We start from the raw sequence: 21063 nt of genomic DNA, 5'->3' as shown, positions 1-21063 counted from the left end.
GGCCTCAGGCTACGGGCATCTCCCGCGCCCGTCCCAGCAGCATTTCCCGTTCACGCGCGTTGCGCGTCATGCCGGCGGCGCGTTCGAACTCGGCGCGGGCTTCGGCGTGGCGCCCCAGCTTGGCCAGCAGGTCTGCCCGCACGCTGGGCAGCCAATGGTAATTGGCCAGCGCGGGTTCCTGCGCCAGATGGTCGGCCAGGTCCAGTCCGGCCTGGGGGCCGAAGGCCATGCCCACCGCGACGGCGCGGTTCAGTTCCACCACAGGCGACGGCATGGCCTGCGCCAGCGCGTCGTACAGCGCCACGATGCGCGGCCAGTCGGTTTCTTCGGGCGCGCGGGCGCGGGCGTGGCAGGCGGCCAGTTCCGCCTGCAGCGCATAGGGACCGCGCGGCGCACCCAGGCTGTCCGAGAGCGCCAGCGCCGCCAGGCCGCGGCGGATCAGCAAAGGATCCCAGCGGCTGCGATCCTGGTCCATCAGCAAGACGGGGCGGCCCTGGGCATCGGTGCGCGCATGCAGGCGCGAAGCCTGCAATTCCATCAGCGCTGCCAGCCCATGGACCTCGCTTTCATCGGGAGCCAGCTGCGCCAGGATACGGCCCAGGCGCAGGGCTTCGTCGCACAGCGCGGGACGCATCCAGTCATCGCCCGAGGTGGCCGAATACCCTTCGTTGAAGATCAGGTAGATGACTTCCAGCACGGACGCCAGGCGCGGCGCCCGCTCTTCGGCCCGCGGCACCTCGAAGGGCACGTTCGCAGCGGACAAGCTGCGCTTGGCGCGCACGATGCGTTGCGCGATGGTGGACTCGGACGCCAGGAAGGCGCGCGCGATTTCGGCGGTGGTCAAACCGCCCAGCAGGCGCAGGGTGAGCGCCACGCGCGCTTCGGTGGACAGGAGCGGGTGGCAGGCGGTGAACACCAGCCGCAGCAGGTCGTCGCCTATGTCGTCCTGGCGGGCGGCATCCAGCGCGTCGACGAAGTCGGGCTCGACGTCGGCTTGCAGGGCCTCCAGCTCGTGCCCGATCTGCTCGTGCTTGCGCGTGTGCAGCGCATCCAGCCGCAGACGGTCGCGCGCGCGATTCTTGGCGGTAGTCATCAGCCACGCTCCCGGGTTGTCCGGCACGCCGGTTTCGGGCCAGCGTTCCAGGGCGGCGACCAAGGCATCTTGCGCCAGCTCTTCAGCCGGCCCGACGTCGCGCACCAGGCGCGCGACGCCGGCGATGACGCTGGCGGCTTCGATCCGCCAGACCGCCTCGATGGCGCGATGCACGGCCTCCCGCGTCATGCGTTGGGGACCTCGCCGGGAGCCATGTACACCAGTTCCCAGACATGGCCGTCCAGGTCCTCGAAGCCGTGGGCGTACATGAAGCCGTGGTCCTGCGGCTGGCGTGGCGCGGTGCCGCCAGCGGCCAGGGCGCGCGCCACCTGTTCGTCCACTTCGGCGCGGCTGTCGCAGGACAGCGCGATCAGCACTTCGGTGGTCTTGGTGGCGTCGGCCACCGGTTTGCCGGTGAAGGTCTGGAAGAAGTCCTTCACCAGCAGCATGACGTAGATGCTGTCGCTCACGACCATGCAGGCGCCCTGGTCGTTGGTGAACTGCGGGTTGAAGCTGAAGCCCAGGCTCTTGAAGAAGGCCTGCGATTTCTGCATGTCGGCGATGGGGAGATTGACGAAGATCTGGTTGTGCATGATGTTCCGTTTCCTGATGGTAAGCATGGCCTGGCGCCAATGCCAGGGGGCTGGTGATGGTTACGCGCGAGGTTGCGCCCGGCTATTGGCCATTGCCCGGTATCTGCCGGAAGCGTTCGACGCCTTCGCTGGGGCCGAACTCGTCCAGCTCGAAGACCTGGCGCACTTCGACGGCGCACGGCTGGCCCGGGAAGGGCTCTGGAAAGCGCAGTGCCCACTGCATGGCTTCCTCGCGCGACCGCGCCTGGATCATGGTGTAGCCGGCGATCAGCTCCTTGGTTTCGGCGAAGGGGCCGTCCACGACTTCGCGCTTGCCCTGGTTGTACTGCACGCGCCACCCCTTGGAAGAGGGGTGCAAGCCATTGGCGTCCAGCAGCACGCCGGCCTTGGCCAGCGCCTCGTGATAGGTCGCCATGGCGCCCAGCAGACTTTCCTCCGGCATCACGCCCGCTTCACTGTCCGGCGTGGCCCGGACGATGATCATGTATCGCATTCCTGAGACTCCTCGGTTCTGAAACACAGCCCGTGGCAGGGCTTGTACTGGCACGACGAACGGCGGGAAGCGGGATCGACAAGAAAATCGTAAACCTAGGGTAAGTACCAGGCGGCGGTGTTGGATTCAGCACCTGGTTACAACGGCACAGCCCTGGTTGCAGGCAGCGTCCCTACACTCGCAGCGTCTACAACTTTGAATGCCGATATGAAAATCCTGTGCAGTCTTGCCTTGCTGGCGTCCTTGCTTTCGGGCTGTGCCGTCTATACCCCCAGCGGCGCGGTGATTGTTGATCCGCACGACGGCGGCGGCCGCGGCGGTTTCTGTCCGCCAGGCCAAGCCAAGAAAGGAAACTGTTGAAGAAAGCGGCTGGCCGCGGGGCCGGCCGCTATTTCGCCTGCAAGCGTGCCTACATGAAGCACGGGCCCAGTTCGCGGACCTCCACCGTGGCCCATTGGGCGGCAGGACACTCTGCCGCCAGGGCCAGCGCCTCTTCCCTGGTATCGCAGTTCAGCAGGAAGAAGCCGCCTATCATTTCCTTGGCCTCGGCATACGGGCCGTCCAGCACCGAACGTTCTCCGTCGTGGATCCGCAGGCGCACGGCTTCGGATTCGGACTTCAGGGATTCCGCTCGCGCCAGCAGGCCGCGCGATGTCAGGTCTTGCGCATAGCGCAGCATTTGCGCATAGGCTTCGCGGCCCTCTTCGGGCGTGCGCTGGGCGCGCTGGCCCACCGGTTCGACGATGAAAAGCAGATAGGACATGGGATCTTCCAGTGCGGACTGCCGACAAGGTTCGCCAGATTACCGCTATTTGTTGCGCCCGCGCCATCTTGGCTTGGGTTGGCACGCGAGCTTTGTAAGCAGAGGTAGAGGGGGGCGGCATCGGACGTCCGTGCGCGGATTCGCCGCCCGCGCTTGCCGCATCCTCGGGATTGTTCATCTGGAGCATGCCGCGACCTGCCAATATCTGTATAAATAGGGGATGCCCCAACCATGCCCCGTGCGGGTGTGGCCGCAAGCAGGAATAATGCGTCAGACTACGGAATCGGCGCGGCCGGAGGCCCGCTAACACTGCGAAGGTTTCATGGCTACCCATACTCCCGCCTCCGAGGATGTTCCTGCCCCCGGCTGGCTGCGCTGGCTGCCGGGACTGGCGGTGCTCCGGTCGTACCAGGCCGCCTGGCTGCCCAGGGACTTGGCGGCCGGCCTGGTGCTGACGACCATGCTGGTGCCGGTGGGCATCGCCTATGCGGAAGCTTCCGGTGTCCCGGGCGTCTACGGCCTTTATGCCACCATCATCCCGCTACTGGCCTATGCGCTGTTCGGCCCCAGCCGGATCCTGGTGCTGGGGCCGGACTCCGCGCTGGCCGCGCCCATCCTCGCGGTGGTGCTCAGCGTGTCGGAGGGCGATCCGATGCGCGCGGTGGCCGCGGCCAGTCTGATGGCCATCGTCGCGGGCCTGTTCTGTATCGTGATGGGTTTGCTGCGGCTGGGCTTTATCACCGAACTGCTGTCCAAGCCGATACGCTACGGCTACATGAACGGCATCGCGCTGACGGTGCTGGTCAGCCAATTGCCAAAGCTGTTCGCCGTGTCCATCGACGATGCCGGCCCGCTGCGGGAACTGGCGCAGTTGGGGCGGGCTGTCTATAACGGCGAGACCAACTGGTACAGCTTCGCCGTGGGGGCGGCAACGCTGGCGGTGATCCTGCTGCTCAAGCGCTTCGAACGCGTGCCCGGCATCCTGATCGCTGTCATCCTGGCCACGCTGGCGGTCAGCCTGTTCGACCTGGACAGGCAAGGGGTGAAAGTACTGGGCGAGATCCCGCAAGGGCTGCCCGCGTTCGCGTTACCGTGGCTCAGCCACGCAGACCTGGTCAAAATCGTGCTGGGCGGTTGCGCGGTGGCTCTTATTGCCTTCGCGGACACCAGCGTGCTGTCGCGCACCTACGCTGCGCGCACGAACACGCGCGTGGATCCCAATCAGGAAATGGTCGGCCTGGGCGTGGCGAACCTGGCGGCCGGTTTTTTCCAGGGCTTTCCGATCAGCAGCAGCGCGTCGCGCACGCCGGTGGCCGAGGCCGCGGGATCGCGCACGCAACTCACCGGCGTGGTGGGCGCCATTGCCGTCGCGGGGTTGCTGGTGGCCGCGCCCAACCTGCTGCGTTACCTGCCAAACAGCGCGCTGGCCGCCGTGGTGATTGCGGCGGCCATCGGGCTGTTCGAATTCAAAGACCTGCGCCGCATCTACCGCATCCAGCAATGGGAGTTCTGGCTGTCCATGGCATGCTTTGCGGGCGTTGCCGTGTTCGGCGCCATTCCGGGCATCTGCCTGGCGGTGGTCATCGCTGTCATTGAGTTCCTGTGGGACGGCTGGCGTCCGCACTACGCGGTGCTGGGCCGCGTGCCAAACCTGCGCGGTTACCACGACCTGAAACGCTATCCGAATGCTGCGCTGATCGACGGGCTGGTGCTGTTCCGCTGGGACGCGCCGCTGTTCTTCGCCAACGCCGAACTATTCCAGCAACGCCTGATGGAAGCGGTGGAGGCCTCGCCCACGCCGGTGCGCCGCGTGGTGGTGGCGGCCGAGCCTGTCACCAGCGTCGATGTCACGTCGGCGGACATGTTGCGCGAACTGAGCCGCAGCCTGGCCCAGCAGGGCGCGGCGCTCCATTTCGCGGAAATGAAGGATCCGGTCCGCGACAAGCTCAAGCGTTTTGAACTGACCGAGATATTCGGCGACGACCGCTTCCATCCGACGGTGGGTAGCGCGGTGGACAGCTACCTCGAGAGCGCTGGCAGTGGCCACCCGGGGGATTAAGGCAGGCTGCGAGGTTCAAGCCATCACGGCGGCAAGCTGTTCACCGAACAGGATCAGCGCGATGACGACCATGGCCAGGCCTGAGAATTGGCTTACCCGCCGCGCCGCGAGGGGGCGCGCCTGCAGTACCGCTTTCGAGCCCAGCCCCACCAGGGTGTAGATCACGGCGCAGTTCATGATCTGCAGGATGCCCAGTGCCGTGATCTGCGTGGAAATGGGCCACGCCCCGTCACGGCTGGTGAATTGCGGCAGCAAGGCCAGGAACAGCAGGATGGCCTTGGGATTCACGCCGCTGACCGCAAAGCCCCGCGCCGCCCAGCCGAACCAATGTCCGGCGGCCCGCGCTTCGCCGGCGGCGGGTTCGGAAGGGTGGGCCAGCACGTTGGCGCCGAGCCAAAGCAGATAGGCTGCGCCCAGCAGGGTCAGGACGGTAAGGATGGCGGGTTCGCTTGCGACCAACGCGCCTATCCCCGCAGCGACCACCAGCGTGATCATCAAGTAGCCGGTCAACATGCCCAGCACGGCGGGAAGAACCGCCTTGTCCCGCAAACCGGCGGAGATGGCATACGCCCAGTCCGCGCCAGGGACGACAACCAACGAAAGCGAAAGAAGCCAAAACGCCACCAGATTGCCGGTTTCCAACTGCATGCCCCAAATGAATCTCAGGCGGGGAATGTTATCGGCGATGCAAGGGGAAGTGCTCCCGCAATCTACCGGTATTCTCGACATCCTGGGTAAAATCTTCCGCATGGACGATTTAGATAGAAAGATTCTTGCCGAGCTTCAGCAAGATGGCCGGATTTCGATAACGGACCTGGCGGAAAGGGTCGGCTTGAGCCTGTCTCCCTGCCATCGGCGGCTGCGGGCGCTGGAAGAGGCTGGCGTGATCAGCGGGTACGGGGCAAACATCAATCTGGCCGCGGTTGGCCTGAACTTTTCGGCCATCGTCTTCGTGACGATGCGCGAAGGCAGCAGCGACCGGGTGTCGGCGTTCGAAGCGGCCTTGAGCAATATTCCGGAAGTGGTGCAGGCGCAGCGGCTGTTCGGCGATCCGGACTACATGCTGCATGTCGTCACCCAGGATTTACCGGCATTCCAGGCGCTCTATGACCGGGTGTTGTCCGCGCTGCCCAGCGTGCTGCGGCTGCGCTCCACGCTGGTAATGAAGAACGTGCTGCGGAATCGGCCGGTGCCGCTCTGAGGCGGCGGTTCCGCGAGGCGGCCCGCGGGCGGGCCGCCCGCCTCAAGACTTGGCGGCGGGGGCGGGCGCTGTTGCGGTGGCGCCCTGTGCCGCTTTTTGCGGCGCCGTGATGTCCATGATCAGCTCGACGCGCCGGTTGGCGGCGCGGCCGGCCGGGGTGTCGTTGGACTCGATGGGACGGGTTTCGGCGTAGCCGACGGCGCGCAGGCGCTGCGCCGACACGCCGTCGCGAACCAATTCGCGCAGCACGCTGGTGGCGCGGCTGCTGGACAGTTCCCAGTTGGATGCGAACTGGCGGGTCTGGATGGGCACCGGATCGCTATGGCCTTCGACCGAGACCTGATACTCATTTTTGTTCAGGATGGCGGCCAGGCGCTTGATCACGTCCAGGCCGGTGGGGCTGAGCGTGGCCTGGCCGGACGGGAACAGCAACTCATTGCTGATGCGGAAGCTGACGGACTGTTCGTTGATGATCACGTCGACCGATTTGCCCAGGTCGCCCAGGCCCAGCGATTCCTTGGAAGGAGCGCGCAGGGGCGGGGCTGCTTCGGCCACGACTTCACCTTCCTGGGAATGCGCCGGCTGGACGGCGGCAACGGCGGTCGCGGGCGGGGGCGTTTCGGCTTGCGCCCAGCTTGCCGGAATGTGGACGGCGTCGAACTCGGAGTACTCGCCGTCGTACGTGGGCAGGCCGCTGGCAGCCAGCGTGCCGACCAGCTCCACCGGCTGCTCCGATTGGCCGAAGGCGCCGCCGTGCAGGCGCGTCAACGCCAGCAGCACGACCAGCATGGCCAGGAGCAGGGTGATCAGGTCCAGGTAGCTGAGCAGCCAGTTTTCGGAGTCTTGCTCGACGGTTTCTTCAACGTGCCAGCGGGCGTAGCGATCCTTGCGGTCGCTTTCGCTGGGGCGCCAGCCGCTATTGGCCGCCGCTTTCTCGGCGCGCAACTGGGCCTGGCGGGCCTGCTCGATCCGCTGCGCCAGGGAGGGAGAAATCAGGCTCATTGGCGCGCGGCGGCAGGGCGGGCGATCGAGACAGGCTGGGTGGCCGGCTTGGCCTGGGCCTCGGCCTTGGTTGGCGCAGCCTGGGGCTTGGCATCCACGCCGCCATCGTAGATTTCGTCTTCGACGTGCATCACGAACGAATTCAGGGTTTCGCGCACCACGGCGGGTCCGCGTTTTTCGCACATCATGGCGATGCCCTGGAGCACCATGTTCATGGATTCCACGCGCCTTGCGGTGCGGCGTTCCAGCTTGAGCGCGATCGGTTTGCAGACCAGGTTGGCCAGCAGGATGCCGTAGAAAGTGGTCATGAGACCGATGGCCAGTTGCTGGCCGATGGTCTGCATGCTGCCTTCTCCCAGCACCGACATCAGGTTGATCAGGCCGACCAGGGTGCCCAGCATGCCGAAGGCGGGCGCGAAGGTGGCCATGACCCGGAACATCTGGGCCTCGGCCTGCTCGCGGGCGCGCAGCCGCGCCACGCGCCATTGCAGCAGTTCGATGATCTGGTCTTCGGGCGTGTTGTCGATGATCAGTTGCACGCCGGTGCGCAGGAACGGGTTGCTGACCTTCTTGAGTTCCTGTTCGACCTTGCGGACATCCGTGTTCATCCACAGCTGGGCCATGGACACCAGTTCTTCGATGTCGCGCTGCTGATCGTGCTGGTCATTGCGGAACACGGTGCGCACCAGTTTGAAGACGCGCAGCACTTCGGACAACGGATAGGCGATGAACACGGCGGCGGCGGTGCCGCCCAATACGATGGCCAGTCCTGGTAGGTTGATGTACATGCCGGGGTCGGTGGCGGCCAGGGCCACGACGATAACCAGGGTGAGCAGGCCGACGGCGGCGCCGATGACGGTAGACGGATTCATGGATCTTGCCCGATAACGAGGGCATCCCGTGTGCGGAATGCCGGATTTTCGGGAATTCTAGCCAGCGCCGGCCCAGGTCAATCGGCCGGAAAAAGGGGCGAAAAGGGCGGTAAGCGACGGCTTGGACGATCTAGCGGGCGGGCGCCCTGCTGAAATAAATGGGGGCGGATTGGGCCTGAAATTCCCGGCCGCCCCGAACCTGCGTCATGCCCGGCTTGCGCCGGGCCCGCGGCCGTGCCGGGCGATCCATTCTTCCCGGGTGATCTCCCAGATTTCGGTGGGGAGGCGTCCGCTGACGTAGCCGCGCTCTTCCGTGGCGATCAGGCGCATGCCGCCGCGCGCGGAGATCCGGCGCGAGGCCACGTTGGCGAGGGCCTTGGGCGCGCGCAGCGCGGGCTTGCCTAGCACTTCGAACCAGTAGGCGGTGGCGGCCTCGCTGGCTTCGGTCATGTAGCCGCGGCCATGGTGGACGGGGTCCAGCCAGAAGCCGCGGTTGTTTCCGGTGTCGTCGTCCATCAGGCTGACGATACCGATCAGCACATCGGGCTGGGCGCGGGTGCGGATCGACCAATGCCATTGCTCGCCTCGGCGCATGGCGGGCACCGCCACCTGCTCCAGATAGACGCGCGCCCCGTCGGCCGGATAGGGCCAGGGCACCTGGTCGGCCAGGAATCGCACGATTTCCCATTGGGGAAAGACGCGTTGGATGGCGTCGGCGTCCTGGATTTGCAGGGGTTGCAGGACAAGGCGGTCGGTAAAAAGAGGCGGGAACAATGGGGTGTCGGGCATGGTTGCCGGGCCGGCGCGCGGTGGACGGGAGGCAGATATGTATATCATGGGCGTCATCTGGCGGCTTCAGCCCGGCTGCCGCAGCATTGGAGCAAACCATGAATACCCCCAACGAAAACGTCAGCATGGCGCTTTTCTGTGATTTCGAGAACGTGGCGCTGGGCGTGCGCGACACCAAATACCAGAAGTTCGATATCCGGCCGGTGCTGGAAAGGCTGCTGCTCAAGGGCAGCATCGTGGTCAAGAAAGCCTATTGCGACTGGGAGCGCTACAAGGAATTCAAGGCCCCCATGCACGAGGCCAACTTCGAGCTGATCGAGATTCCACATGTGCGCCAGTCCGGCAAGAATTCGGCCGACATCCGGCTGGTCGTGGACGCGCTGGACTTCTGCTATACCAAGTCGCACGTCAATACTTTCGTGATCATCAGCGGCGATTCCGATTTTTCGCCCCTGGTGTCCAAGCTGCGCGAGAACAACAAGAAAGTGATCGGCGTGGGCGTGAAGCAATCCACCTCGGACCTGCTCATCGCCAACTGCGACGAGTTCATTTTCTATGACGATCTGGCGCGCGAAGGCCAGCGCGCGGCGGACGCGCGCCGCGACAATCGCGGCGGCGCAGCCAACCAGCAACGCCGTACGCCCGACGAAGAACGCCGCCGCAAGGAAGAACTCGAGGCCCGCAAGACCCAGGCCGTGGAGATGGTCGCGGAAACGTTCGAAGACCTCATGGCCGAACGCGGCGACAGCGGCAAGATCTGGGCTTCGGCCTTGAAGGACGCGCTCAAGCGCCGCCGACCCGATTTCAACGAGTCCTACTACGGCTTTCGCGCCTTCGGCAATCTGCTGGACGAGGCGCAGTCCCGCGGCCTTCTGGAAGTGGGGCGCGAGGAAAACGCCGGCACCTATGTGTACCGCGACAGCGCGGGTGGCGCGCCGGCGGCGGATCGTGCCACGGTCAACGGTGGCGCCCGTACCGCGCCGGCTCGCCAGCCGGCCGTGACCGACACGGGCGATACGCAAGTCGCCGCGGTCCAGGAAGAATCAGGCTCCCGGTCTGGCCGTAAATCGCGCGGCGGCCGCAAGTCCGGCGGGGAGGCCAAGGCCAATCGCCAGGCTGCCGAGCAAGGTTCTGGCGACGTAAGCGGCGAGAACGCTGCCACGTCTGCCGAGGCTTGGGCAGCGGCTGCGCCGGGTCCGTCCTCCCAAGCGGCATCCGAAGCGCCGGCCGCGGTGGCTGCGGCCGTGCAGACGCCCGCTGCGCCGGCCGCCGACGTTGCCAGGCAAACGGAAGATCAAGCGGACGCCGCCAGGGTCGACGCCATGCGAGCGGATGCGCTGGCGCGGGCGCAGGCGCCCAAGCCTTTCCAGCCTTCCAGGCTGCCGCCGATGCCCAAGCCCTTGCCGCAAGCGCGCCAGCCCTTGCCCGCGGTGAACATCGCCGAATGGACCTTTGCCGAACCGGCGGCAGAAAGCCGCCGCGAATCTTCCGGCAAGGCGCCTGCCAAGGTATCCGATCCGTTCGAGGGCGGCATGGCCCGGGCGGCCGCCCGGGACGAGGCCAGCAGCCCGGCCGCTGACTCGTCCACGGCGGACAAGCCTGCTGCGAAGCGGGCCGCAAGCCGCAGCCGCGCTCCTGCGAAGAAGACTGCCGCCAAGACCGCGACGGCTGCTCCGGTTGCGGCTGAGCCGGTGGCGGCAGCCGATACGCCGGCTCCCGCCAAGCCTGCCTCGAAGACCGCCGGCAAGGCTGCCGCCAAAGCAGCCCCGCGCGCGCGCCGCGCCAGCAAGAAGGCCGAAGAGTCCTGAGTCCGCGAATGGGTGCGAGGGGCTGACACGCCCTAGTCGGCCGGGCCGCTGTAGCGGCCTGGCGTCGCGCCCAGTTCGCGCTTGAACATGGCAATGAAGGCGCTGACGTTGTCGTAACCCAGTTCCAGCGCCACCGTCGTCACGGCGGCGCCCTCAGCCAGCATTTCCTGCGCCCGCATCAGCCGGGCGCGTTGTCGCCACGCACCCAGGGTCAGCCCGGTTTCCGCCAGGAAGCGGCGAGCCAGCGTGCGCGGCGACATGCCGATCGAGGCAGCCCATTGGTCCTGCGTCCGCAGGTCGGAAAGCTGGGCCGACAGCGTTAGCGCCAGCCGCTGCAGCCGCGGGTCGCCGGGCAGCAGCAGGGCCTGGCCGGCACGCGGCAAGGTGCGGATCTCGTCCCGGATCACTTCTGTGAGACGGCTGCGCGCAGGACTGGTCTTGTCGTCGCGCCAGGACGAGGCGCGGTCGACGGCGGCCAGCAGCAGGGCGGAGGCATGCAGCACGCAGGGGGCTGCCGGCAGGCCCGCGCACGCCGCCGGGCTCAGATAGGCACTGTAGCCGGCATAGGGCCCATGGGAGTACAGGCCATGCGGGTGATTGGGCGGAATCCAGACGGCTTGCCTTGCCGCCACCACCCATTGCTGGTCGCCGGCGTAAACCGTCAACAAACCATGCTGGGCGCCCAGCAATTGCCCCCTGGCGTGCCGATGCAAGGCGGTGTGCCGCAGCGCGCCGTCCTCGAGGCGCACGGCGATCAAGCGGGGGCCGCTGCGGGAGCGGGCGAGCGCCGGATCCAGCAGGGGCGGTAGGGAAGCAGGATGTGGCATTGGCAGAAACACCGTATTGAATGGCCATAACAACGCAGTTTTGCCAGGCCGGCGGATCTATCGTAACCCTGTATGGATTCAACTGGAGCAGCGCATGAAAGCACACGATGTCTTGCCGGACGGCATGGAGGCAGGAGACTTCAATGGCGTGGTCGTACGCAAGGGGACGGTTGGGGCATTTCTTGCAAATGCCCGCGTCTGCCTCGACCCGCAGGCATCGGCCCAGGCCTTGGCCGATGCGCGCCAGGACATCCAGGCGGCATTGCCCGCCCTGAACGCATTGGGCCTGTTCGATGTGCTGCAGGTCCGTGATCCCGCTCTGCGCGCCTGGATGCGAAAAATGGGTGCCGCCGGCAGCTGACGCAGGGTTGGCGAGCAGCCGGATTGCGGCACCGGTGCTCTATCATGCGTGCTTGTATCCGGGGCTTGCGGCCCCTCATGTCGGACGACGCATGCAATATGTTCTGGTCAGTTCCTGCCTGTTGGGCAACCCCGTGCGCTACGACGGCCGTGGCGTTTCCCATGACAATCCCGTGCTTGCCCGGTGGCGGGAAGAGGGCCGGGTGGTCGTCGTCTGCCCGGAAATGGCGGGCGGCATGCCCGTCCCGCGTCCACCCGCGGAGATAGAGCCGGCCGCGGACGCGGCGGCGGTATTGGCCGGCCGTGCCCGCGTGGTGGCGGTTTCAGGCGAGGACGTGACGGCACCCTTCGTGCAAGGCGCGCAAGCCGCGCTGGCAACCGCGCGCAAGCACGCAATCGGCATTGCGGTCCTCAAGGAGGGCAGCCCATCCTGCGGCAGCGGCTATGTGTACGACGGCCATTTTGCTGGCCGCAGGCAGCCCGGAGTCGGCGTGACGGCAGCACTCCTGGCGCGGGCGGGCTTGTGCGTCTTCAGTGAAAAGCAATGGCAGGAAGCCCAGGACTGTCTGGCCCGCCTGGAGGCCGCCGATGGGCCTTGATGCCGGCGACCTGCTCGTGCTGCTGGGCGTGGCGGGATGCGCAATCCTGACATGGAAGATTGCGGCGCGCGCCGGACGCAGCACGGGCCTGTTGCGTTTGGCTGCCGGGATGAGCCTCGCGTTGTCGGCCTTCTTTTTCTATATCTGGTATGCGCAGTACCTGAAGTGGGATTTCAACGAACTGGGCCGCTATTACGACCCGGTAGATCAGGTGGTCTACACGGATTCGGGGTTCGTCTGGGTGCTGCCGGCCGGCGCCTTGCTGGTCTTTGGCCTGCTGTGCGCCTGGCGTGGCTGGCGGCGCTGAGCCGCCTGCCACACGGGCGCGTTTGACGGAGCGCCTCCGATTCACCGCCGTCTATTCACTGCGGATATTGGCCCGCTTTACGATCTGACCGTTGTCCGCGTACTCCTTCTGCACCTGGGCGCTGAACTGCTCGACGGTGCCGGGCGACATGATATTCAGCGCGTCCGTCAGCGGTTTGCTGATGTCCGGCATGGCGGCGATGCGGTTGATCAGGCCGTTCATGCGCTTGCGGAAGTCCGGACTGGTGGTCGCGGGCGCAAAAAACCCAAAGGTAGAGGTCATGTTGGCCATGGGATAGCCCAATTCGGCCAGCGTGGGCGTGCCTGGTCTCGCTGGCAGGCGGGCCGGCGAGCCCACGGCCAGCAGGGTGAGCTTGCCTTCATCGATCAGCGCATTGATCGGGCCCGACGCATTGACCAGCATCAGGGTGAACTGGCCGCCCAGGGCATCGGGCACCATCTGCGCCATGCCTTTGTACGGCACGTGGGTAATGCGCACGTCGGCCTGCCCATTGATCTGCTCCAGCATCAGGTGCCCCAGCGAACCCACGCCCGCGGTCGCCAGCGACAGGCCGCCGGGGTCGGCCTTGGCCTGGGAGAGCATGTCCTGGAATGTCTTGCCGGTGAACTTCGGGCCACCCACCAGATAGACGGGCGAATACATGACGGCGGCCACGGGCGCCAGGTCCTTCAAGGGGTCGTACAGTGTCTTCATCACGTGCGGCGACAGCGTGACCGGGCTGACGGCCGTAAAGGCCAGGGTGTTCTCGTCATGCGCCCGGGCCACCGTGTTCATGCCTATCATGCCGCCGGCGCCGCCGCGGTTCTCCACCACCACGGGCCGGCCCAGTTCCGCCGCAAGCTTCTGCGCGAAGGCCCGCGCAGTGTTGTCGACGATGCCACCCGCGCCGTAGGGCACGACGATGGTCATGGCCTGGGACTTGGCGTCGGACTGCGCGTAGCTGGCGGCAGAGAATGCGCAGGCTGCGCCGATGGCGCACACCCCCGCGATCCGCTTGAAATTCAACATGCTTTCCCCTTTATATGCCCGGCGGCCGATCCGCCAGGACGCGGCGGCCCTTCAATGAGGCGCGCCGGCATGCAGTGTGTGCAGGCCGGCGCGGCAGGGCAAGCGGGAATACCCGGTATGCGCTTTCAGTGGGCGCGGTAGCCGCGGCTGGTCATGCAGGAATCGAGCGCGCGGTTATAGGAATCCACCATGACTTGGGTGGTCCATTGCGTGATGGTGGCCGGGTCGTAACCGCTTTGGTTCATGGCCCAGCGCTGGCAGTCCAGGGTGGCGCTGGCCTGGGCGCTGTTGACGGGCGCCGTGGACTCATATTGCACCGGCTCGTACTGAGGCTGCGGCGCGCTGTAAACGGGAGCCGCCTCGTATACCGGGGCGTTGTATACGGGGGCTGTGTAGACTGGCGGGCTGGTGTAGCCCACGCCCGACGAGTAGACGCCGGCCTGGGTATAAGTGGGCCCGGAGTCGGCCGCCAGCAGCAGGCCTATGGTGGCCAGCGCGAAGGCGCCGCCTATCCACCAGCCGTCGGAACTGCTGCTGCCGCCATGGTAATTGTGATATCCGCCGTGATAGCCACCGCCGTGATATCCGCCGTGGCCGCCGCCCCAGTAACCGCCGCCACGCCCGCCGGCCATGGCGGGCGCGCTTGCCACGGCCAGCGCCAGCGCCGCGACGATGGCCATACGGCCAGAAAACCGCTTCATGATCTTGCTCCTGATCCGTCCCGGGAGCCGGCGTAACGCCAGGTCCGGGCCGATAGTCCTACTTTACCGCCTGGCCGCCTCCATAAAGTGTCTCAAGCGCTTCGGAGATTTCAACTGATTTCAGCGTGGACGGGCAGGTTCTAACGGTCTGGCCAGTTGTTGCAGGAACGCGACTCGCCTGGGCGCAATGGGATCTGCGGTTTGTGGTTGAAGAGCGCGGCATCGCGGTCCAGGGTCTGGTAGGTTTCGTAACCCGCTTTTTCCACGCACCAGTTCCAGAAATACACCTGCGCCCCGTGGATCATCATCGATTCGGCGCGCCACTCTTTCAGGGCCTTGAACGTGGCGCTGCCATCGGCGGCGCTGCGGGTTTCATTGCGGAATTGTTCCCGGCCGTACGGGTAAGTGCTGCTGATCAGGACGACCCGCGCATCCGCCAGGGGCTGGGAATTTTCATCCAGCACGATGGCCTGGGCGTCCGGCTGCATGGTCTTGTAGACGGGGTAGGGCACGCAGCCCGATATCAGGCTGCCAAGAATCAGGACAGCCACAGTAGGCAAGCGCCTTGGGGATGATATTGCAATGGATGTATCTGCGCTGGAAACAGTCATTGAAAGCAGTGGCTAAAAGCGCCGAAGGGTAGTATTTTCTCGCGATGATTACGGCACGACCCACTTCTTTACCGCAAGACAAGCGTCTCACCAAGGGTGAACGCACACGGCTACAGCTCCTGGAGGTCGCGGCGGCGGAATTCGCGGAGCGCGGATTCCAGCATACCCGGATCAGCGACATCGTCGCCCGGGCCGGCGTGACCCAACCTGTCTTCTATCAGTACTTCCCCAGCAAGCAGGCAGCCTACGACGAGCTGGTGGGCATGTTCGCCCAGCGCCTGCGCCAGGCCATCGGCCAGGCGCGCCTGCCGGACGACCTGCAGGGGGCTGAACTGGCCGGGCGCATCCGCCAGGGCGTGAGCGGCCTGCTCGCCATCCTGCAGGAAGATCCCAACCTGACCCGCATCGGCTTCTTCCAGGCCGCCGAGGCGGAGGCATTGAAGGACGAGCTGGTGGCGTTGATCGCCGGCAACGTGGCCGCCGAACAGCAGGCCGGCCTGTTCCGCGAAGACATTCCGTCCGATTGGTTCGCGCAATCGCTGATGGGCATCATCGAACGCTTCACAAGGCAAACGCCGGATGCGGGCCGGCGCTTGGTTCTGGCGGAATTCATCACCGATCTGCTCTTGGACGGGATACGCAAACGACAACGACAAGCCTCCTAGCCGGAGGCTTTTTTTTGGCCGTTGCCCGCTACAGCCGCCGGCCTTAACGCTCCAGCGCCGGCGTGCCGCCCGCGCCCAGGTCCCAGTACAGTCCGGTCATCAGGCTCAGCCCCTGGCGCAGCAGCGCTGGCGGCAGGTGTTCGTTTGGCGCGTGCTGGGAGCAGCCGGGATAGGAGTGTGGCACCCAGATCGTGCGCAGGCCCAGCACGTCGGTGAAGATGTCGTTGGGCAGGGAGCCGCCCAGGTTGGGCAGCACGGCGGTCTTGGCGCCGGACGTGCGCTCCAGCGAGTCCACTGCCCAGCGCACCCAGGCGTCGTCGGGGTCGATGCGCGTGGCGCGGAACATGTTTTCGCGCGTGAGCGCGATCTTCACCATGGGAAACCCCTGGCGATCCAGGTGGCGGCGCAGGGCGGGCACCAGATCGTCAGGGTCCACACCCACCACGAAGCGCAATTGGCAGCGCGCCCAGGCTCGGGGTGGGATGGCGTTGACGGGGGTGTCCGGGTTGCCGGTTTTGTAGGCCAGCACCTCGAACGAACACCAGCCGAATACGCGTTCGGCCGGCGACAGGCCGGGCTCGCCCCACCACGGCTCGATGTCGGGGCCATCGGTGCCGCCGTCCACCTGGCAGTCGGCCAGGGCGCGCCGCACCGCATCGGGCAGCTCGCGCGGCACCCATTCCGGGATGCGGATCTGGCCGGTGGGCGAGACCAGGGTGGCGATGGCGTGGGCCAGCTGGATGCCGGGGTTGGAGATCAGGCCGCCCCAGTTGCCGGAATGGTGGCCGCCTGCGCGGGCTTCGATGCTGAGGTCGAAGTTCAGGCTGCCGCGCGCGCCCAGGAAGAGGGTGGGCCGCTCAGCGCTCAGCCGCGGCCCGTCCGAGGCGATCAAGAGGTCCGCCGCCAGCAGCGCGCGATGTTCCTCGCATAGTTCGCGCAGGCCCATGGAGCCCGTTTCCTCGCCCATCTCGATCAAGTATTTGGTGTTGAACCCCAACTTTCCGCGTGTTTCCAGCACCAGCCTCAACGCTTCCATGTTGACGGTGTGCTGGCCCTTGTTGTCGGCAATGCCGCGCCCGTACCAGCGGCCTTCCGACTCGGTGAGCGTCCAAGGGGACAGCCCTTGCTTCCATTCCTTTTCCAGGCCGCGGATCACGTCTCCGTGGCCATAGCCCAGCACGGTGGGCAAGGCAGGGTCTTCGATGCGCTCCGCATACAGAAAGGGCGCCAGCGCCTTGGGGTGGGTAAGCGTGCGGCAGGTGAAGCCCATGGCTTCGAAGGCGGGCCGGATATCGGCTTCCAGATAGGCGGCGAGTTCAGGGGCGCGGTCCGGATTCTGGCTTTCCGTGGGTTGCGCCAGGCGGCGCGCAAGCAGGGCGCGGAATGCGCCGGAATCGAAACACTGCTCGGCCTGGGCGATGGCTTGTGCACGGGTCATGATGGCTGGGCTCCGTCGGAGGAAGAGGGGTAGAGGTGGCAGGCCACCACGGCTTGCGCGCGCAGCGTCAGCGCCGGGCGTTCAGTTTTGCATAGCGCCATGGCCTGCTGGCAACGGGGATGGAAGGGGCAGCCCGAAGGCGGACGCAGCGGGTCGGGGAAAGACAGCCCCAGGCCCATATCGGGAATGCCCAGGCCGGGCTCGGGCGTCAGTACCGACGCCAGCAGGGCTTGGGTGTACGGGTGGCGCGGATCATGGAACAGTTGCGCGGTGGCGGCGGACTCGACTACGCGTCCCAGGTACATCACCGCCACGTGGGTGGCGATGTGCTCGACCACGGCCAGGTTGTGGCTGATGAATACATAGGTCAGGTTGAAGTCGCGGCGCAGGTCCATCAGCAGATTCATGATCTGGGCCTGCACCGATACGTCCAGCGCCGAGGTGGGCTCGTCGCAGATGACGATCTCCGGATGCATCACCAACGCCCGCGCGATGGCCACGCGCTGGCGCTGCCCGCCGGACAACTGGCCCGGCGTGTTGTGGGCCAGCCGCGGCGGCAGCCCGACGCGTTCCAGCATCTCGATGGCTTTCTGCTGCTTCGGATTGGCGATGCCGTGCACTTCCAGCGGCAGCGACACGATGGAGGCGATCGAGCGTCGCGGATTCAGCGACGAATACGGATCCTGGAAGATCGGCTGCACGCGGCGGGCCAGGGCTCGCCGGCCCAGGGTGCGGATGTCCTGTCCGTCCAGGCGGATCGCCCCTGCGCTTGGCGGCGTCAGCCCCAGCAGCATGCGGGCCAGCGTGGACTTGCCGCAGCCTGATTCGCCCACGATACCCAGCACCGAGCCACGCTCCACCGCCAGGTCCACGCCATTGACGGCATGCAGCGTGCTGCGAGGCCGGAACATGCCCGAGCGGATCGAGAACTGCCTGCTGACGGCGTCGGCTTGCAGCAAGGGGCTCATGCCAAGACTCCTTCTGGATGGAGGATGCAGCGCCACCGCTGTCCTGAGGCCGCGTCATGCACGGGCACCTCGTTGCGGCATTGCGCTTGCGCATGGGGGCAGCGGTCGAAGAAGGCGCAGCCCTGCAATTGGCCGACCAGCGCAGGCACGACGCCCGGTATGGTGCCCAGCGCTGCGCCGGGGGCCGTGCGCCCTGGCACGGGGATACAGGCCAGCAAGCCCTGCGTGTAGGGATGGCGGGGCGAGGCGAAGAGCTCCGCGACCGGTCCTTCCTCCACGATCTGGCCGGCATACATCACGGCAACCTGGCGCGCGATGCGCGCCACCACGCCCAGATCGTGTGTGATCAGCACCATGGCGATGCCGAGCTCGGCCTGCAGATCGGCCAGCAGCCGCAGGATCTGCGCCTGGATGGTGACGTCCAGCGCGGTGCTGGGCTCATCGGCAATCAGCAGTTCCGGGCCGCACATCAGCGCCATGGCGATCATTACCCGTTGGCGCAGGCCGCCGGACAGCTGGTGCGGATACTGCGAGAGCCGCTGCGCGGCCGAAGCAATGCCTACCTTTTCCAGCAGCTCTACCGCGCGGTCGCGCGCCTGTTGCGCGCTCGCCTTGCAGTGATGGATATAGTGCTCGGTCAATTGTTCGCCGATGGCGTAGGCGGGATTGAGCGCCGTCATGGGTTCCTGGAAGATCATCGCCATCTTCCTGCCGCGCAACGCATTGACGCGCCGCCCGCGCGCGGACGACAGGTCCTCGCCCAACACCGAGAGCCGGCGCGTGGCGCGCCGCGCCGCTTTGGGCAACAGGTCCATGATGGCCAGCGAGGTCATGGACTTGCCGCAACCCGATTCCCCCACCAGGCAGAGCGTTTCGCCGCGCCTGACCTGGAAGGAGACGTCGCGCACGGCGTGCAGCGTGCCGCGCGGCGTGGCGATGTCGACGGTGAGTCCATCCACGTCCAGGACGATTTCGTTGTCGATCATGGTCACGCTCTCTCTTCGGGCGTCAGCAGCTGATGCAGCCCGTCGCCGGCCAGGTTGATCGCGAAGATCAACAAGGCCAGCGCCGATCCGGGAATGGCGATCAACCAGAATGAAAAGAACATGTAGGCCTTGGCCTCGGAGATCATCAGGCCCCAGGAGGGCAGCGGCGGTTGCACGCCCAGGCCCAGGAAAGAGAGAGAGGCTTCCAGCAGGATCGCGCTGGCAGCCTCCAGCGTGGCGATCACGATCAGCTGCGGCACCACGTTGGGCAGCACCTCGCCCCAGACGATGCGCCAGGTGGACGCGCCCGCCGCTTGCGCCGCGGCCACGTACTCCAGGGAGCGCACCTGTTGCGTGGCGCTGCGCATGACTACCGCGTACCGGTCCCACTTGAGCAGTCCCAGCACCAGGATGACGACCCAGAGCGAGCCGCCGACGATGGCGACGGTGGCCAGCGCCACCAGGATGACGGGCATGGACAGGCGGGTGGTGATCAGGAACGACACCGCCATGTCGGTCTTGCCGCCGAAGTAGCCGGCCGCCATGCCCATGGCCGTGCCGATCAGGCCGGAGATCAACGCCACGCTGATGCCGATCAACAGCGAGATGCGGGCGCCGTAGAACAGGCGCGACAGGTAGTCTCGCCCAAGCTGGTCGGTGCCCAGCGGATGCAGCCAGGTGCCCTTGGCGTACCAGACGGGGGGCGCAGTGCGGTAGGCCAGGTCCTGGTAATAGGGATCGTGCGGCGAGATCCAGGGCGCGAACAGCGCGATCAGCACGATCACGAGCAGAATGCCGCCGCCGGCCAGCAACGCCTTGTTGCGGCGCAACCGGCGCCAGCGCAGGGCAGAGGCGGACAGTTCCAGCGGCGCCGGGGCGGGAGCGCCGGGCACGGACGGAGTCGGGGAGGGCGCGCGCATGTCAGGACACCCGGATGCGCGGGTCGAGCCACGCGTTGGCGACGTCGGCCGCCAGGGTCAGCAGCACATAGAGCACCGACAGCAGCAGCACGATGAGCTGCATCACGGGATAGTCCTTGTAGGTGATGCTTTGATAGGCCAGGTAGCCCAGGCCGTCCAGGGCGAAGATGGTTTCTATGACGACCGAGCCGCCCAGCAGGTAGCCCAGCTGCACCGCGGCCAACGCCACCACCGGCACGATGGCGTTGCGCAACGCGTGCTTGAAGACGATCTTGCGCGCCGGCAGGCCCTTGGCCCGGGCGGTGCGGATGTAGTCGGCGGCCAGGACTTCGATCATGCCGGCGCGGATCAGGCGCATGAAGGCCGGGGCGACGTAATAGCCTAGCGCGATGGCCGGCATGACAAAGTGCTGCCAGCTGCCGCTGCCCGACACCGGCAGCAGCCGCAGCGATATCGAGAACAGCATGATCAGGATCAGGGCGAAGAAAAAGTTCGGCAGCGCCTGGCCCAGCACGGCGATGGCCAGGCAGGCGCGGTCGATCAGGCTGCCCTTGTAGAGCGCGGCCAGCACCCCCAGCGGAATCGAGATCAGCAGCGCGAAGGCCAGCGCGCCCAGGCCCAGCAGCAGCGTGGTCTTGAGCTTGGAGAGGATCAATGGTCCGGCCTCGGTCTTGAAGTACACCGAGGTGCCGAAGTCGCCCTGCAGGATATGCCAGAGCCAGTCCGCATACTGCACGATCAGCGGCCGGTCCAGGCCGTAGGTCTTGCGGATCATGTCGATATCGGCCTGGCGCGCGCCTTCGCCGGCCAGGGCGAGAGCCGGATCGCCGGACAAATGCAGCAGCAGGAACGCCAGGATGGATACCGTCAGTGCCACCAGCACCGCCAGGCCCAGGCGCCTGATCGTGAAATACAGCATAGGGCTTCCTCTTCGTTGGGTTCACGCCGGCCCGGCGCATCGCAGGGCCGGCGCGAGCCC

Annotated in this window: 24 protein-coding genes; 7 read left to right on the top strand and 17 right to left on the bottom strand. The window is 66.4% G+C overall.

The features are described from left to right. Positions 1–4 precede the first annotated feature (4 nt). The 4 genes from CEY08_RS24470 to CEY08_RS24450 all read right to left on the bottom strand — a co-directional run bounded on the left by CEY08_RS24470 (position 5) and on the right by CEY08_RS24450 (position 2942). On the bottom strand, positions 5–1282 hold the full coding sequence (locus CEY08_RS24470) for an RNA polymerase sigma factor (protein ID WP_076813877.1): 1278 nt from the start codon (positions 1280–1282) through the stop codon (positions 5–7). Beyond that, a complete protein-coding gene (locus CEY08_RS24465) occupies positions 1279–1686 on the bottom strand; it encodes a VOC family protein (protein ID WP_042793848.1) in 408 nt (135 codons plus the stop codon). Before CEY08_RS24465 ends, CEY08_RS24470 begins: the two co-directional genes overlap by 4 nt. A gap of 82 nt (positions 1687–1768) precedes the next feature. Continuing rightward, a complete protein-coding gene (locus CEY08_RS24460) occupies positions 1769–2179 on the bottom strand; it encodes a YciI family protein (protein ID WP_076813875.1) in 411 nt (136 codons plus the stop codon). 409 nt (positions 2180–2588) lie between these two features. Then, on the bottom strand, positions 2589–2942 hold the full coding sequence (locus CEY08_RS24450) for a YciI family protein (protein ID WP_076813865.1): 354 nt from the start codon (positions 2940–2942) through the stop codon (positions 2589–2591). A 322-nt stretch (positions 2943–3264) separates the two neighbouring features. Here CEY08_RS24450 and CEY08_RS24445 point away from each other — a divergent pair, with 322 nt between their 5' ends. Continuing rightward, on the top strand, positions 3265–5001 hold the full coding sequence (locus tag CEY08_RS24445) for a SulP family inorganic anion transporter (protein ID WP_076813863.1): 1737 nt from the start codon (positions 3265–3267) through the stop codon (positions 4999–5001). Positions 5002–5016: 15 nt separating this feature from the next. Here CEY08_RS24445 and CEY08_RS24440 read toward each other — a convergent pair whose 3' ends face one another. Further along, a complete protein-coding gene (locus CEY08_RS24440; RefSeq protein ID WP_084738555.1) occupies positions 5017–5649 on the bottom strand; it encodes a LysE family translocator in 633 nt (210 codons plus the stop codon). A 100-nt stretch (positions 5650–5749) separates the two neighbouring features. Between CEY08_RS24440 and CEY08_RS24435 the strand changes: the two genes are divergently transcribed. After that, positions 5750–6202: an Lrp/AsnC family transcriptional regulator gene (locus CEY08_RS24435; RefSeq protein ID WP_063962379.1), complete on the top strand. Its 453-nt coding sequence runs from the start codon at positions 5750–5752 to the stop codon at positions 6200–6202. A 42-nt stretch (positions 6203–6244) separates the two neighbouring features. On the opposite strand, the gene CEY08_RS24430 is transcribed toward CEY08_RS24435, so the two are convergent. The 3 genes from CEY08_RS24430 to CEY08_RS24420 all read right to left on the bottom strand — a co-directional run bounded on the left by CEY08_RS24430 (position 6245) and on the right by CEY08_RS24420 (position 8865). Next, on the bottom strand, positions 6245–7204 hold the full coding sequence (locus CEY08_RS24430) for an OmpA/MotB family protein (protein ID WP_084738554.1): 960 nt from the start codon (positions 7202–7204) through the stop codon (positions 6245–6247). After that, complete coding sequence (locus CEY08_RS24425; protein WP_063962380.1) at positions 7201–8076, bottom strand: motility protein A; 876 nt, start codon at positions 8074–8076, stop codon at positions 7201–7203. Before CEY08_RS24425 ends, CEY08_RS24430 begins: the two co-directional genes overlap by 4 nt. Before the next feature lie 204 nt (positions 8077–8280). Next, positions 8281–8865 carry a GNAT family N-acetyltransferase gene (locus tag CEY08_RS24420; protein WP_076813861.1) on the bottom strand — a complete coding sequence of 195 codons (585 nt, stop codon included), beginning with the start codon at positions 8863–8865 and terminating at the stop codon, positions 8281–8283. Positions 8866–8963: 98 nt separating this feature from the next. Here CEY08_RS24420 and CEY08_RS24415 point away from each other — a divergent pair, with 98 nt between their 5' ends. After that, positions 8964–10673 carry an NYN domain-containing protein gene (locus CEY08_RS24415; protein ID WP_063639855.1) on the top strand — a complete coding sequence of 570 codons (1710 nt, stop codon included), beginning with the start codon at positions 8964–8966 and terminating at the stop codon, positions 10671–10673. Positions 10674–10705: 32 nt separating this feature from the next. Here the strand turns inward: CEY08_RS24415 and CEY08_RS24410 are convergent, their stop codons facing one another. After that, positions 10706–11500, bottom strand: a complete 795-nt coding sequence (locus CEY08_RS24410; RefSeq protein ID WP_076817737.1) for an AraC family transcriptional regulator — start codon at positions 11498–11500, stop codon at positions 10706–10708. A gap of 94 nt (positions 11501–11594) precedes the next feature. On the opposite strand from CEY08_RS24410, the gene CEY08_RS24405 reads away from it, so the two are divergent. The 3 genes from CEY08_RS24405 (at position 11595) to CEY08_RS24395 (ending at position 12766) form a co-directional block, all read left to right on the top strand. Next, positions 11595–11861, top strand: a complete 267-nt coding sequence (locus tag CEY08_RS24405) for a hypothetical protein (protein ID WP_042793837.1) — start codon at positions 11595–11597, stop codon at positions 11859–11861. Positions 11862–11952: 91 nt separating this feature from the next. Next, positions 11953–12459, top strand: a complete 507-nt coding sequence (locus tag CEY08_RS24400) for a 2-thiouracil desulfurase family protein (protein ID WP_076813859.1) — start codon at positions 11953–11955, stop codon at positions 12457–12459. After that, complete coding sequence (locus CEY08_RS24395) at positions 12449–12766, top strand: hypothetical protein (RefSeq protein ID WP_076813857.1); 318 nt, start codon at positions 12449–12451, stop codon at positions 12764–12766. Before CEY08_RS24400 ends, CEY08_RS24395 begins: the two co-directional genes overlap by 11 nt. Positions 12767–12817: 51 nt before the next feature. On the opposite strand, the gene CEY08_RS24390 is transcribed toward CEY08_RS24395, so the two are convergent. The 3 genes from CEY08_RS24390 to CEY08_RS24380 form a co-directional block, all read right to left on the bottom strand. Next, positions 12818–13795: a Bug family tripartite tricarboxylate transporter substrate binding protein gene (locus CEY08_RS24390; protein ID WP_063962384.1), complete on the bottom strand. Its 978-nt coding sequence runs from the start codon at positions 13793–13795 to the stop codon at positions 12818–12820. A gap of 125 nt (positions 13796–13920) precedes the next feature. After that, entirely contained in the window at positions 13921–14496 is a 576-nt protein-coding gene (locus CEY08_RS24385) for a hypothetical protein (RefSeq protein WP_082900715.1), read from the bottom strand. 140 nt (positions 14497–14636) lie between these two features. Next, on the bottom strand, positions 14637–15047 hold the full coding sequence (locus CEY08_RS24380; RefSeq protein WP_232033851.1) for a carboxypeptidase regulatory-like domain-containing protein: 411 nt from the start codon (positions 15045–15047) through the stop codon (positions 14637–14639). Between the two features lie 104 nt (positions 15048–15151). On the opposite strand from CEY08_RS24380, the gene CEY08_RS24375 reads away from it, so the two are divergent. Next, positions 15152–15772: a TetR/AcrR family transcriptional regulator gene (locus CEY08_RS24375; RefSeq protein WP_063639847.1), complete on the top strand. Its 621-nt coding sequence runs from the start codon at positions 15152–15154 to the stop codon at positions 15770–15772. Positions 15773–15815: 43 nt separating this feature from the next. Here CEY08_RS24375 and CEY08_RS24370 read toward each other — a convergent pair whose 3' ends face one another. From CEY08_RS24370 to CEY08_RS24350, 5 genes are read right to left on the bottom strand one after another with little or no spacing between them, the layout of a single operon-like run. Next, the gene (locus tag CEY08_RS24370) at positions 15816–17210 is read right to left on the bottom strand and encodes a M20 family metallopeptidase (RefSeq protein WP_076813855.1); all 1395 of its coding nucleotides are present in this window, start codon (positions 17208–17210) and stop codon (positions 15816–15818) included. Further along, positions 17207–18178 (bottom strand): ABC transporter ATP-binding protein, encoded by a 972-nt coding sequence (locus CEY08_RS24365; RefSeq protein ID WP_063962386.1) that lies wholly within the window; start codon positions 18176–18178, stop codon positions 17207–17209. Before CEY08_RS24365 ends, CEY08_RS24370 begins: the two co-directional genes overlap by 4 nt. Further along, the gene (locus tag CEY08_RS24360) at positions 18175–19164 is read right to left on the bottom strand and encodes an ABC transporter ATP-binding protein (protein WP_042793831.1); all 990 of its coding nucleotides are present in this window, start codon (positions 19162–19164) and stop codon (positions 18175–18177) included. Before CEY08_RS24360 ends, CEY08_RS24365 begins: the two co-directional genes overlap by 4 nt. Before the next feature lie 2 nt (positions 19165–19166). Beyond that, complete coding sequence (locus CEY08_RS24355; protein ID WP_076813853.1) at positions 19167–20084, bottom strand: ABC transporter permease; 918 nt, start codon at positions 20082–20084, stop codon at positions 19167–19169. Between the two features lies 1 nt (position 20085). After that, positions 20086–21003, bottom strand: a complete 918-nt coding sequence (locus CEY08_RS24350) for an ABC transporter permease (RefSeq protein WP_063639843.1) — start codon at positions 21001–21003, stop codon at positions 20086–20088. Between the last annotated feature and the right edge of the window lie 60 nt (positions 21004–21063).

Source organism: Achromobacter insolitus (assembly GCF_002209555.1).
Taxonomy (GTDB): Bacteria; Pseudomonadota; Gammaproteobacteria; order Burkholderiales; family Burkholderiaceae_B; genus Achromobacter; species Achromobacter insolitus.
The sequence above is the reverse complement of the archived record's forward strand: the minus strand, read 5'-3'. Positions and strand labels throughout refer to the sequence as shown.

Bases quoted from the DNA above. Each gene is read 5' to 3' on its own strand.
- CEY08_RS24470 (WP_076813877.1), bottom strand. From the start codon at position 1,282: ATGACGCGGGAGGCCGTGCATCGCGCCATCGAGGCGGTCTGGCGGATC.
- CEY08_RS24465 (WP_042793848.1), bottom strand. From the start codon at position 1,686: ATGCACAACCAGATCTTCGTCAATCTCCCCATCGCCGACATGCAGAAA.
- CEY08_RS24460 (WP_076813875.1), bottom strand. From the start codon at position 2,179: ATGCGATACATGATCATCGTCCGGGCCACGCCGGACAGTGAAGCGGGC.
- CEY08_RS24450 (WP_076813865.1), bottom strand. From the start codon at position 2,942: ATGTCCTATCTGCTTTTCATCGTCGAACCGGTGGGCCAGCGCGCCCAG.
- CEY08_RS24445 (WP_076813863.1), top strand. From the start codon at position 3,265: ATGGCTACCCATACTCCCGCCTCCGAGGATGTTCCTGCCCCCGGCTGG.
- CEY08_RS24440 (WP_084738555.1), bottom strand. From the start codon at position 5,649: ATGCAGTTGGAAACCGGCAATCTGGTGGCGTTTTGGCTTCTTTCGCTT.
- CEY08_RS24435 (WP_063962379.1), top strand. From the start codon at position 5,750: ATGGACGATTTAGATAGAAAGATTCTTGCCGAGCTTCAGCAAGATGGC.
- CEY08_RS24430 (WP_084738554.1), bottom strand. From the start codon at position 7,204: ATGAGCCTGATTTCTCCCTCCCTGGCGCAGCGGATCGAGCAGGCCCGC.
- CEY08_RS24425 (WP_063962380.1), bottom strand. From the start codon at position 8,076: ATGAATCCGTCTACCGTCATCGGCGCCGCCGTCGGCCTGCTCACCCTG.
- CEY08_RS24420 (WP_076813861.1), bottom strand. From the start codon at position 8,865: ATGCCCGACACCCCATTGTTCCCGCCTCTTTTTACCGACCGCCTTGTC.
- CEY08_RS24415 (WP_063639855.1), top strand. From the start codon at position 8,964: ATGAATACCCCCAACGAAAACGTCAGCATGGCGCTTTTCTGTGATTTC.
- CEY08_RS24410 (WP_076817737.1), bottom strand. From the start codon at position 11,500: ATGCCACATCCTGCTTCCCTACCGCCCCTGCTGGATCCGGCGCTCGCC.
- CEY08_RS24405 (WP_042793837.1), top strand. From the start codon at position 11,595: ATGAAAGCACACGATGTCTTGCCGGACGGCATGGAGGCAGGAGACTTC.
- CEY08_RS24400 (WP_076813859.1), top strand. From the start codon at position 11,953: ATGCAATATGTTCTGGTCAGTTCCTGCCTGTTGGGCAACCCCGTGCGC.
- CEY08_RS24395 (WP_076813857.1), top strand. From the start codon at position 12,449: ATGGGCCTTGATGCCGGCGACCTGCTCGTGCTGCTGGGCGTGGCGGGA.
- CEY08_RS24390 (WP_063962384.1), bottom strand. From the start codon at position 13,795: ATGTTGAATTTCAAGCGGATCGCGGGGGTGTGCGCCATCGGCGCAGCC.
- CEY08_RS24385 (WP_082900715.1), bottom strand. From the start codon at position 14,496: ATGAAGCGGTTTTCTGGCCGTATGGCCATCGTCGCGGCGCTGGCGCTG.
- CEY08_RS24375 (WP_063639847.1), top strand. From the start codon at position 15,152: ATGATTACGGCACGACCCACTTCTTTACCGCAAGACAAGCGTCTCACC.
- CEY08_RS24370 (WP_076813855.1), bottom strand. From the start codon at position 17,210: ATGACCCGTGCACAAGCCATCGCCCAGGCCGAGCAGTGTTTCGATTCC.
- CEY08_RS24365 (WP_063962386.1), bottom strand. From the start codon at position 18,178: ATGAGCCCCTTGCTGCAAGCCGACGCCGTCAGCAGGCAGTTCTCGATC.
- CEY08_RS24360 (WP_042793831.1), bottom strand. From the start codon at position 19,164: ATGATCGACAACGAAATCGTCCTGGACGTGGATGGACTCACCGTCGAC.
- CEY08_RS24355 (WP_076813853.1), bottom strand. From the start codon at position 20,084: ATGCGCGCGCCCTCCCCGACTCCGTCCGTGCCCGGCGCTCCCGCCCCG.
- CEY08_RS24350 (WP_063639843.1), bottom strand. From the start codon at position 21,003: ATGCTGTATTTCACGATCAGGCGCCTGGGCCTGGCGGTGCTGGTGGCA.